This window comes from Noviherbaspirillum sp. (assembly GCF_035944575.1).
Lineage (GTDB): Bacteria > Pseudomonadota > Gammaproteobacteria > Burkholderiales > Burkholderiaceae_D > Noviherbaspirillum.
On record NZ_DASZBA010000002.1, the window covers coordinates 1 to 11,275 of the forward strand.

An 11,275-nucleotide genomic window follows, 5' to 3' on the forward strand; every position below is an offset into this window, starting at 1 on the left:
CAACCGGGTCCTTTGGAATGAATGGCCGTTCGCATACGCATGACGAGCGGGTGTGTCATTTTTGATAGAGCAGCCGTCATCGCATTTGTTCTCAAAAAAACATTCAGAAATCGCAAAGTTGCATTGTTTGCAGCGCAAAAATCGGTCTTCTCCCGCGATTCACATTAACAGTGGTTGTTTGTGCGAAACAAAATGGCACATTCTTGCCTTACCGACATTGCGAAATTCCTGTCGGCAACAGATAGTTGCGTACATCGTCACGTTTCCTGTCGTGACAGGTTTTACGAGTACGCCCATGATCATTTATCAGGTATATCCGCGCAGCTTCAGCGATTCCAACAACGACGGCATTGGTGACCTGGCAGGCATCGAACAGAAGCTCCCTTACATCAAGAGCCTGGGGGTCGATGCAATCTGGATCAGTCCCTTCTTCAAATCGCCGATGAAGGATTTCGGCTACGACGTATCGGATTACCGTGCCGTCGATCCGATCTTCGGCACGATGGACGATTTCCGGAAGCTGATGAAGCGCGCCAAGGCGCTAGAACTCGGCGTCATCGTCGACATGGTGATTTCCCACACCTCGGACGAACACACCTGGTTCAAACAGAGTCGCGGCAAGGAAAACGGCAAGTCGGACTGGTATCTCTGGGCCGACCCGAAACCGGACGGCAGCCCGCCGAACAATTGGGTTTCGGTGTTCGGCGGCCCCGCATGGCGCTGGGATGCGGAACGCCGGCAGTATTACTTTCATTCCTTCTTTTCCAGTCAGCCGGACCTCAACATGCACCACCCGGATGTGCAGAACGCAGTGCTGGCGGAGATGGATTACTGGCTCGACATGGGCGTGTCCGGTTTCCGCTTCGATGCCTGCAATCACATCTTCCAGGACCAGGCGCTGCGCAATAATCCGCCGCGGGAAGATACCAGTGCCGCACTGCATCCCTACGGTTTCCAGCTCCACGTGTACGACCAGGCAAGGCCGGAAATGCTGCCCTTCCTGGAACGCATCCGCAAGCTGCTCGACGCATACGGCGCGTTCAGCCTGGCGGAAGTCGGCGGGCATGATGCATTGAAGCTGATGGGCCAGTACACCGGCAAGACCCGCCTGCATTCCGCCTACAGCTTTGCGCTCATGCAGCCGGACAGCAGCGACGCCTATGTACGCAAGGTCATCACGACCCTGGAGGAAAGCATCAAAACGCCGGCCCTGCCCTGCTATGCGATGAGCAACCACGACAAGCCACGTGTCGCATCACGCTGGCAGAACGGCCGCGACCGGGACGAGACCGCCAAGGCAATGCTCGCCCTGCTGTTTTCGATGCGCGGCGACATCTGCCTGTACCAGGGCGAGGAGCTGGGCTTGCCGCAGGCGGACGTGCCCTTCGAACGCATACAGGATCCCTTCGGTATTTCCTTCTGGCCGAAATTCAAGGGCCGCGACGGTTGCCGCACGCCGATGCCGTGGACCGACGCCCTGCACGGCGGTTTCAGCAGCGCGGAACCCTGGTTGCCGGTGGACCCGGTGCATATCGAGATGAATGTCGAGCGCCAGGAGGCGAATCCTGATTCGGTACTCCGTTTTGCGCGCGAGATGATCACGCTTCGCAATGCGCATCCAGCGTTGCGTGCAGGCGATATCGAACTGCTGGATGCACCGGAGGGCGTGCTGATGTTTGCCCGCCGTCACGGCGACGATTCGATGGTCTGCCTGTTTAATATGGATGTCGTGCCAAAGAAGGTATCGTCGGTGGACAATACCGGCATCGTGTTCAGCCGCCGGTCGGAAGTGGATAGCCGCACAGTGAGACTGGATGTAAGCGGGTTCGCTATCCTGCGCGCATGACCGCGGCGGACGCTTCGTTCATTGCGGAAACAGGCAGGGGCGGCGGGCACTTCTGAACGAGATCAAAGCCGGTTGCAGTATCCGCCCGCCGGCAACATCCTCAACGATACAATCGACCCGGAAGATCAAAGCACGATAAACCAACCCTGTCCCGCCGGGCCTTTGCGCGTGCCGGTCGGTACGGGAAGATGCGTCCATACAGGGAAGGCTCATGCGGTTTTTGCTACTGACACGAGCCGGTTTCGACGATATCGCTTCACGAACCGGCTTGTCCGGCACCTCGTTGTACATCCCGCCCGATCTGCTGTCGCCCGAGGAAATCGACCGGCTTCGGCTGACGGGCGCAGACATCCATATCCTCCCGCTGGCCGTAAATCCGGATGCGGAACAGAGCATGCACGCCGCGGCACAGTCCGTGCAACAGGATGGCGGCGGACCGGTCTGGGTGGAGTACGCATCCGCGCCACCGGCCTCAAGCGGCGACGTCCCCACTGAAACCTCATACCTTGCCGCAACCGACCCGACGAATGAAGCGTTTCATCACCGGCTCGCAAAGACGGCCGGCACATTGGCAGGACAAGCTCTGCGCCATCTGGCGAAGAACATCAGTCCCACCGGCCGACTGCTCATCATTCCCTATCTCGGGTACGGTAATCCGCAACGCATGTCGGTACGTGGCCGCTTGCTGGAAGACGAGGGCCTCGGCCAGCAAACCCGCGACGACAGCCGCTGGAGCAACTTCGTTCATCTGTACAAACGGCTGGAATCCGACGAGGTTGCAGGCGCCCGTATCCGTGCAAGGTTCGGCAAGGTCATCCAGGAAACCGTGACCGACCGCGGCGGCTACTTCTCGTTCGAGATCGCCCCGGTACCGCCGCTGACCGGGAGTGGATGGCATACCGTCGATCTGGAACTGATGGAACCCCTTCCGGAAAACGGCGTTCCGGTCCGGGCCACGGCGGAAGTCCTGATACCGTCCTCCACGGCACGCTTTGGCGTCATCAGCGATATCGACGACACGGTCCTGTGGACCAATGTCACCAACAAGCTGAACATGCTGCGCATGCTCGCGCACTCCAACGCGCATACGCGCAAGCCGTTCAAGGGCGTTGCCGCCTTCTACCGGGCGCTGCGGGATGGTGCCGCAGGGAACGAAAACAATCCTGTTTTCTATGTCTCCAGCAGTCCCTGGCATCTGTTCACCCCGCTGGTGGAATTTTTGCGGCTACAGGACATTCCCGTCGGTCCGCTCATGCTCAAGGAATTGGACGTGCGCAAGCTGTTCGGCCCGGGCCGGCATCGCACGCACAAGCTCGACAAGATCGAAGACATTCTGCGCTTCTATCCTCACCTGCCTTTTGTCCTCATCGGCGACAGCGGCGAACAGGACCCGGAGATCTATGCCGAGATCGTGAAGCGGCATCCGAAGCAGGTGCGCGTCATCTATATACGCAACGTCAATCCGGACCCGGCGCGTATCGAAGCACTCGATCACCTGATCGATGAAGTACGAGCCTCCGGCGCGCAGTTGATCCTTGCCCCGGACAGCATAGCGGCAGCGGCGCACGCCGCTGGCGAGGGATTAATCCGGGTGGACGGCATGGCGAATGTTCGTTCCGAGACAAAAATGGACGAGGCTGGCACGAACCCTGCATCGTAGCGGCTCGGCACATCATGTCATTTTCACGGCGGCAATCAATGCTGCGCTTATCGGCATCTTGCCTGTTGAATCCATGCATCCTGTTGCGCTTCGAATCGCAGCAATCTTTTTTTCATGAATTTGGATTTTTTAATGGGCAGCCACTGTCTGCGTCTAAGCTTCACTTAAGTATGCCTGCCGGAAGCAGGCCAGCTTTCCAACGATAAATTCACGATGAATCCTTCACCTGACTTTTCGCTGTTCCCACCGATCGAAGCGCGCCGTACCGGCATGCTCGCTGTCGACGATCTTCACACCATCTATTGGGAGGAATCCGGAAATCCGGATGGTATTCCCGTGGTCTATGTGCATGGCGGCCCCGGCGGCGGATCATCGCCGGAGAAGCGGCAATGGTTCGACCCGGATGCCTACCGCATCATCCTGTTCGACCAGCGCGGCGCGTATCGCTCCACGCCACTGGCGGAGGTCCGCGACAACACCACGCAGTTGCTGGTCAAGGATATGGAGGCGCTGCGCAAGACGCTGGGCGTCGACAAATGGCTGCTTGCCGGCGGTTCATGGGGCACAACCCTGTCTCTCGCTTATGGACAAACCCATCCGGAATCCTGCCTGGGATTCGTCCTGCGCGGCGTCTTTCTCGGCACACCTTATGAAATCGAATGGTTCCTGTACGGCATGCGGCGGTTTTTTCCAAAGGCATACGCCGACTTTACCGATGCAATCCCGGAACAGGAAAGAGGTGATCTGCTGACCGCTTATGAAAAACGGCTGTTCGGCGATGACCCGGATGAGCGCATGACCGCGGCACGATTCTGGTTCAAATACACCGAGGCCTGCTCGCTGCTGCGCCATGATCCGGAGCTGGTCGAGGAGGCTTCGAAGGATGACACGGTGGTCTATGGCGTTGGAAGGCTCGATGCCTTCTACTTCCGCAACCGGATGTTCCTCGATGCGGATCAGCTCGTTGCGAACGTCGGGTGCATTGCTCATTTGCCGTTGATGATCGTGCAGGGCGGCCATGATGTGATCGCGCCGCCGGAATCGGCATACCGGGTACACAAGGCCTGGCCGGGATCGGTGCTGCACATCGTTCCGGACGCCGGACACTCCCCTTCCGAACCGGGAATCCGCAAGAAGGTCATTCAGGCAATCGAGCAGTTCAAACGTGAACGGCGGTTCGATGCGGCCACGCTCGACGCTTCAGGACCGGTATAAATTCAAACTTAGTACAGACAAAGGAATAGATGCATGCCAACAGTACGACTATCGACAAAAGAAGTTCAGGTTGACGACACCATTTACGTTTTCGACGTGGTGCAAATCGCAGACGCCTTCGAGGCGTGCGTGGCGACGGCCGACGCCGACCACTGCGAAATCGACCACAAACCGGTGGAAAGGCGTCCCGTTGTCGCTGGTGTTGAAGTCACGGACAAGACGGCCGGAGCTGCATAGCGGACCGGGTCCGCACAATCGAACGCAAGCATGCACATTTCGCTTGGGGCAGGTGCTGTCCTGGCGCCGATGCTTTCTGTCAGAATACGGCTCCATTCCTTACCTGGAGGCGCCTGAACCCGTGAACGCACACGACATCCTGGGAGGCATCCCTGCCTTGCTGCCGGCCGAGATCAGCGAAAGCCTGGTCACGGCTAGCCATATCCGAATCGAGCGCATCGTCTCGCGCGGGCAGTGCTCACCCCCGGGCTTCTGGTATCAGCAGGAAGAGAACGAGTGGGTAATGGTCGTCAAGGGTGAGGCGGAACTGCGTGTCGAAAATGTTGACGGCGGTGACAGAACCATCCGCCTCACCGAGGGCATGTATGTCGATATTCCTGCCGATGTCCGTCACCGCGTCGATTGGACGAGTCCGGACACCGATACGGTCTGGCTTGCGGTATTTTATTGACGCATCAGACCGCCCGCCTATTCGGAACCACGGACTCTTTGAATCCCGTTCAGGTCTTTTCGCTGTGCGCGTCCAGCGCCTGCGCCCAAGTGTGTCCAAGATACCGGGAGAGTGCCGCACGAAGGTGCTCGGCATGCTCCGGCTCCAGATCACGGGTAAGCGCATCGATGGTCCGTTCATCGATGCGCTCCCTGGCCATGCGCTCCGGCACATCGGCGGGCGGCTTGATCAGCTCGGAATATAAGTCGCCATGCTCGATCGTCAAATCGCCGTGTTCGACCGCCGCGACTTTCACATGTTCGCCTGTCCGGGCGGTTCCGATGAGTTGATACTGCGCCAGCTCCGGCCTTTTGACAAACAGGTCCACAACGGCCGCGCGGTTGGTGCGCACGTTTGTAAAACCTTCGCTGACGGCGCTGAACGGGGGAACCGGATGATCGCCGGACGGCGATCGTGCCAGCACCCTTGCGAGCGACTTCTCCAGTGGCGCATCGATGTCGGAGAGCAGCACTTGACGGTCTGTAGTCGTGGCGAGGGAAACGTATTTGGCGACTGACTCCTTTTCTGCGAGCCGTTTGTCGATAAGGATGCTGGCCGGTGAGCCATCGACCGTTTTCAGCGGAATCAGTTTTTCCATCAGTCGGTCCGCGAGGACGCACGACTCGGTATGTACCGCACTCATGCTCAGCCTGACGCCGCCCTGCGCACGCAAGCGCGGCTTGAACATATCCGGGTTCACAGCGCCGTTAGCGCATTTCTCGAGTGCATCCGCCAGCATGGGCATCGTTTTTTTCACCGTGCTGGTCTTTCCTGCTGCCGTGTTCCCACGCAGCGCAAAGACCGCCGGCGGCCTGCCGCTGTCGACCACGGCTTCGGCAAACGAGAGTGCATTCCGGACCGCATCTGCCAGCAGAGTCTCCTGTAGGCGGCGTCGTTCCGGGACCCAGTTTTCAGGATGATGAAGATAGTCCCAGCGCGCATTGCGCGCCTCCGGAAGCGGACCGATTGCATATAGCGCGTCGGAGGTCGGACGACGAAATGGCGATTCCGGCGTTGCCGTTCGGTCATGCGTCTGCGCATCTGTCGCCTCGTCCGGCGTGTTTGTGTGAAGGGTGGAAAAGCGCCGCGCGTTGGCTGTTCTTCCTTCCTTCTGCCCTGTGTCGGGAATGTGGCCGGTCCTGCCCCGCACAACGTCGAGAATGCGTTGCCGCGCTCCCTGTTCGTTCAGGATGACATGGCCAGAAGATGCGCGGGCTTCGGCCCGCTCAAGCGTCCGGACGACGGGGCGGGAATGCAGGACACCTGCTGTGATGGCCCTGGCGGCGGAAATAGCTGTGTTCAGTGGGAGTTTCAATGGTTTGTCTCTTTCCTTTGCATGCCCGGCGGCGCCCATGGACGCTCCCGGGAACGAATCGGATAAGTGACGCGACAGAGGGAAAGGTTCCGTTGCCTTTGGCGACGTTCGTCCGGCATGACAGGTATAGGATCCGAAGACACGGTGACCGCAAGCGCGATTCCGCCGTACCCTGTCCGTCGATGGCATGGCGGTTGTGACAGGAAATTGCCGGGGACACGACTATCCCGGGCATGCTCATCCTGACCGGTTATCCAGTGATGCAGTCGACACAGCAGGATATTGAACAGTATTGGAGGCGGCTGTGGACGCGCATAGTACGAATGCGCGTCCGGAGTGGCCACCGGCGACGGGCGGCCGGCGGATCGGTCGTGAAATCAAAGGGACTTTCATTCCGCGAGCGACCACCGCTCTTCCCTGACGACTACCTGTACTTCGTCCTTTAGCTTGTTCAAATGCGCCAGCAAGGACCGGGCCGCCATGGCGTACCTTTCTTTCGCGACGTCGTCATACACGATCGGAAGCAGTTCCGCCATGGTCGCCTGCCCGGCATCACGCAGGGCCGCCAGCACTTTCTTCTCGCGCGTCAGCCTGTGCGCGGTGATGCGGTCTACGACAGCATGTGGCTGGTCCATGAGAAAACCATGGCCGGGCGCGAGATACTCGACATCGAATGCTTTGAGTTTCGCGAGCGAAGCGAGATAGGCTCGCATGTCGCCATCCGGCGGATTGATGACAACGGTGGAGCCTTGCATGATGTGGTCGCCGGTAAACAGCAGCCGTTCCTCTTCCAGCAGATAGCAGACATGATTCGACGCATGGCCAGGCGTATGTATTGCCTGCAGGGTGCAGCTTCCAAGCGGAATGCGGTCGCCGTCCCGAATGACGGTATCCGGGAAGTAACCCCTGTCCTGCCGCTCGTGGTCCGGCGGCGGCATGCCTATCTGCCGCGCCCCGGTTCGCTCCCTGATCAGCGCCGCGGCAGGCGAATGGTCCAGATGGGTATGGGTGGTAAATATCCAGCGGATGCGTCCGTTCGCATGAGCCAGCAACCGTTCGACATGCTCGTTCACTGCAGGGCCCGGATCGATAACGGCAAAGTCTTCGCCGCTTTGGATAAGATAGCTGTTCGTGCCGGGTCCGGTCATGAAGCCTGGATTTGGCGCGGCGATACGCGCCACCCGCTCCGACAGCAGGGTGGCGACGCCAGGAAGGATCTCGCTTGATGCCTTTCCGGTACCCGCCGGGTCCAGCTTGCCGACCTCGGCGTACGCATGGTCGCCCTTCAGCAGGACCCGGCGTCCCTTGCTTCCGGTCGATACGCGTGGTCGATTGACCGGCACCGATTGAACCGAGCGCACATGCTGCAACAGGTCCTGAACATTGTCGAATCTGCCGAGCAGCTCCAGCGTCTTGACGGTCGCGAACATCATGTCGAGTTCGCCGGCGCGATGGCGGGACAGCGCGTCAGCAGGTCGCAGCCATTCGTGCGCGATGGTTTCGCCGTCATCATGCGCGGGCGTTTGCGACTCGGGGGCCACGGCGAGAAAGAAACGGGTATCGAAGCGACGCGGCACGCCGGCAGGCGTGATCCAGTGCGCGAAATATGCAAGGCTGTCGAATGCGGGGACAAGATGACGTGAGCGGCAAACATCCGCGAAATCGCGTTCCGCCGCCGCGAGCTGCTTGCGAAGCACGGCGTATTCCGGTTCCTCCGGTTGCCCGGCCAGCTTCACCATCTCGCCGCCCCGGTCGCGCGCCAGGAGAAGACCCGACTCTTCAAAGCACTCCCGGATCGCAGCAACCAGATAAGCCAGACCCCCAGCCTCCACCCCAAGAAGGCTGCTCGCTATCGCGTCATTCATGCCGGCGTGGCAATTTGCGAAATATGCATCCGTATCGGCGGCATCGAGCGCGCCTCCCGGGAAGACATAGCCGCCGGGAACAAAAGCGGCCTTGTGCGTGCGTTGCATCATGAATGTTTCCGGCCCTTGCGGGCTGTCGCGCACCAGTATCAAGGTCGCGGCTGGACGGGGCGCAACGGGCACGTCTTTCATACTCTGGCTCTCGGACGAATGGTCAGGGAGTCGATTGTAAATGAGCTTTTCAAATCGCATCCGGGACCACTTCGACGGGCCATTGCCGGTGCCCCCGTATGGAAACGTGTATCCGGCGGTTCGCCGGTCGAGGCGTTGAGCGGGATCGGATTCCATTTCAGAGGCTTGGCGCTGCCTTAATTCCGAGTCAGCATCCAAGCGTCGCAGACTAAGAAGGCGGCAGGCTTGGACGTCCATTCGATTTGGCAGGTCCAAACTTGCGCGGGAGCGCATTATTGCACTCGGCTCCGTCAAAATAATCAGTGCTTCGCAACGCCCATGGCGTCGCCGGCAGGCAATGTACGGGAAATCTGCAGCGCTAGTAATCGCCTCGTATCCTCAGGCTTTCAGGTTATTTTGTCACCTGTCTTCCCGATGGCTCCAGCGCCTGGACCTGCGCGGTAATGCGTGGCCCCTGCTTGAACAGCCAGTGGATGATAACGGCGACAGACGCCATCACGTAGATCGACAGCACGATAAAAAAGCAGCGGATGAAAAGTTCGACCACCGCAAAGTTGTTCTCGACATCTTCCATCGCTCACTCCCTAGGTGTATCTGTTTGTAACACTCTAGCCCTTCCCTTATGGAAGCTTTTGCGTTTGCACAACGGTGCAAAAAGGATTGATTCCGATCAAATAACGTAAGTGGATGGCAATCGCGCCAGAGGCGATAGGCTGCATTTGACGCCGTTTTCCGAGACTTTTTACTTGGCGTAATCAGATTTTTGCATATAAGTGGCGCCGTACAACATTCGCCAAGTAATTGAATTTCAATAAAAAAACTACTATCTTTTTGCGCTTGTGCAACCTCCGCTGTACAATTTGCCGATTCTGAGCAGCAACGTTTGCCGGTTCGCATAGGCAACGTTGAACTCCCGATCCGACCATTATAAGAACCCGAATTCATCATGGTGATCTCCGGACTGAGCATCAAGATTACCGCGCCGATTGTCATTATTTCTGCATTGGCGATCGGTTTAACGGCATTTCTCAACTTGGGGAAGTTCGAACGTACCTTTAGCGAATTGGAACGATCCCGCATTCGATTCGTCGTAAGCGATTTGCGGGCGAATCTGGAAACCGGCCTTGGTCTTGGCCTGGCGCTGAAAGGATTGGCCAACGCGCAGGCAGTAATCGAATCGGAAGCCAAATCCGATCCAAGCATCCTGTCGATCAGCCTGTACGATGAAAGCGGCACCGTGGTGTTCCATACGGGCGAGCCACTCCCCTCCAATGCCATCCCCGCCGGGTGGAGATCCGCAGCGAGCGCCAAGGAAGCGCGGGACTGGCAGCTTCTGGAGGAAGATGCGCTTGTCGTCGGGACAAGCCTAGCAAGCGTGATCGGGATCGACGCCGGCGGAATGGCGCTTCGCTACTCCCGAAAAGCCCACGATTCAGTGGTTGATTCCGTTGCCGAATCACTGAAACTTGCCGCCGTCCTCGGCACAATATTGACCGGCCTGGTCGCGATGCTCGGTATCAGCCTGATCGTCATCCAGACGAACCGCAAGCTGACACGGATCGAACAATCACTGCGGAATATCACCAACGATAAGCCTCATACGCCAGCGGCCAAAGGCGGTTCAGAAGCTGATGCGCTCATCGACAGCGTGGTGACATCCACTCGCGCCGCCATGCAGGACCTCGCGGGCACGCAGAAAATTCTGAAGACCAGGCTCAGCGCCGAAGCAACCGGAAAGCAATCATGAAGCATGCGCTGTACACGATGCCGGTGAGGCGTCTCTTCATTTTTGCGCTTCTGGTGCTGCTCGTGTCCCAAAGCGCCATTTCCCTGTTCGCCTGGTCGGTCATCGAAAAAAAGGTTGCGCCGGAACTGGATCGGAAAGCCACCACCGTCGGCAAACTGGTGGTCGACAAGATCACCCGCGCATTGGACCATGGTATCCCCTTCAACCGGCTGGAGGGCGTGGACGACTTTTTCAATGACATTCTGAAAGAGAACGAAGACATCGGATTCCTCGCGATTACGGCGCCGGACGGCACCGTGCTCGTGGCGAGCGGAATCAGCCAGCAATTTGCGGGAAGCGCGCTGCCCAAGATCACGGGGACGGCAGACGCGAATATCCGGCATGTCGTTACGCACGAAGCGCAGCAAGGCACGGAAACGAAGGAAAAATCCTACGTCGATACGCCGGCATTTATTCGCCATCAAGGCAAGATGGTCGGCGTTCTGCATGTTGGCGTCGATCAGAGTTTCATCGCATCCAAAATCAGCGAAGTGCGGTACGACATCGGCATCATCCTGCTGACCAGCATGCTGATCGCGTTCGAGATACTGCTGTTCGTCATCTCCCGCAACTTCTCCGGTCCGATGCGCCAAATTGCCGAGCTGATGACGCGCATGGCGTCAGGCGATTTCAGCCACCGCGCGGTCGTCACCGTCCGTGAGCGTATCG

General features: G+C 58.8%; 10 protein-coding genes. 7 read left to right on the plus strand and 3 right to left on the minus strand.

All coding sequences use genetic code 11. The features are described from left to right. The first annotated feature begins 295 nt into the window (after window positions 1-295). The 5 genes from VGU61_RS00020 (at window position 296) to VGU61_RS00040 (ending at window position 5,409) form a co-directional block, all read left to right on the plus strand. Complete coding sequence (locus VGU61_RS00020; protein ID WP_326857027.1) at window positions 296-1,846, plus strand: alpha-amylase family glycosyl hydrolase; 1,551 nt, start codon at window positions 296-298, stop codon at window positions 1,844-1,846. 211 nt (window positions 1,847-2,057) lie between these two features. Continuing rightward, the gene (locus VGU61_RS00025) at window positions 2,058-3,506 is read left to right on the plus strand and encodes an App1 family protein (RefSeq protein WP_326857028.1); all 1,449 of its coding nucleotides are present in this window, start codon (window positions 2,058-2,060) and stop codon (window positions 3,504-3,506) included. Between the two features lie 213 nt (window positions 3,507-3,719). Beyond that, a complete protein-coding gene (pip, locus tag VGU61_RS00030; RefSeq protein WP_326857029.1) occupies window positions 3,720-4,721 on the plus strand; it encodes a prolyl aminopeptidase in 1,002 nt (333 codons plus the stop codon). Between the two features lie 33 nt (window positions 4,722-4,754). Next, complete coding sequence (locus VGU61_RS00035) at window positions 4,755-4,958, plus strand: hypothetical protein (RefSeq protein WP_326857030.1); 204 nt, start codon at window positions 4,755-4,757, stop codon at window positions 4,956-4,958. 121 nt (window positions 4,959-5,079) lie between these two features. Further along, window positions 5,080-5,409 carry a cupin domain-containing protein gene (locus tag VGU61_RS00040; protein WP_326857031.1) on the plus strand — a complete coding sequence of 110 codons (330 nt, stop codon included), beginning with the start codon at window positions 5,080-5,082 and terminating at the stop codon, window positions 5,407-5,409. 49 nt (window positions 5,410-5,458) lie between these two features. On the opposite strand, the gene xopAJ is transcribed toward VGU61_RS00040, so the two are convergent. The 3 genes from xopAJ to VGU61_RS00055 all read right to left on the minus strand — a co-directional run bounded on the left by xopAJ (window position 5,459) and on the right by VGU61_RS00055 (window position 9,394). Next, entirely contained in the window at window positions 5,459-6,763 is a 1,305-nt protein-coding gene (xopAJ, locus tag VGU61_RS00045; protein WP_326857032.1) for a XopAJ/AvrRxo1 family type III secretion system effector zeta toxin, read from the minus strand. A gap of 389 nt (window positions 6,764-7,152) precedes the next feature. Beyond that, window positions 7,153-8,820, minus strand: a complete 1,668-nt coding sequence (locus tag VGU61_RS00050; RefSeq protein ID WP_326857033.1) for an MBL fold metallo-hydrolase — start codon at window positions 8,818-8,820, stop codon at window positions 7,153-7,155. A gap of 391 nt (window positions 8,821-9,211) precedes the next feature. After that, window positions 9,212-9,394 (minus strand): hypothetical protein, encoded by a 183-nt coding sequence (locus VGU61_RS00055; RefSeq protein ID WP_326857034.1) that lies wholly within the window; start codon window positions 9,392-9,394, stop codon window positions 9,212-9,214. A gap of 372 nt (window positions 9,395-9,766) precedes the next feature. On the opposite strand from VGU61_RS00055, the gene VGU61_RS00060 reads away from it, so the two are divergent. Together VGU61_RS00060 and VGU61_RS00065 are read left to right on the plus strand one after the other, a co-directional pair. Continuing rightward, window positions 9,767-10,567, plus strand: a complete 801-nt coding sequence (locus VGU61_RS00060; RefSeq protein ID WP_326857035.1) for a hypothetical protein — start codon at window positions 9,767-9,769, stop codon at window positions 10,565-10,567. Further along, window positions 10,564-11,275 (plus strand): hypothetical protein (locus VGU61_RS00065; RefSeq protein WP_414691569.1); only part of this gene is annotated, 712 nt, incomplete at its 3' end. The genes VGU61_RS00060 and VGU61_RS00065, both read left to right, overlap by 4 nt.

What these genes read in the sequence shown, in the direction of transcription:
- VGU61_RS00055 (WP_326857034.1), bottom strand. Translation starts at nt 9,394, where the DNA reads ATGGAAGATGTCGAGAACAACTTTGCGGTGGTCGAACTTTTCATCCGC.
- VGU61_RS00060 (WP_326857035.1), top strand. Translation starts at nt 9,767, where the DNA reads ATGGTGATCTCCGGACTGAGCATCAAGATTACCGCGCCGATTGTCATT.
- VGU61_RS00050 (WP_326857033.1), bottom strand. Translation starts at nt 8,820, where the DNA reads ATGAAAGACGTGCCCGTTGCGCCCCGTCCAGCCGCGACCTTGATACTG.
- pip (WP_326857029.1), top strand. Translation starts at nt 3,720, where the DNA reads ATGAATCCTTCACCTGACTTTTCGCTGTTCCCACCGATCGAAGCGCGC.
- VGU61_RS00035 (WP_326857030.1), top strand. Translation starts at nt 4,755, where the DNA reads ATGCCAACAGTACGACTATCGACAAAAGAAGTTCAGGTTGACGACACC.
- VGU61_RS00025 (WP_326857028.1), top strand. Translation starts at nt 2,058, where the DNA reads ATGCGGTTTTTGCTACTGACACGAGCCGGTTTCGACGATATCGCTTCA.
- VGU61_RS00020 (WP_326857027.1), top strand. Translation starts at nt 296, where the DNA reads ATGATCATTTATCAGGTATATCCGCGCAGCTTCAGCGATTCCAACAAC.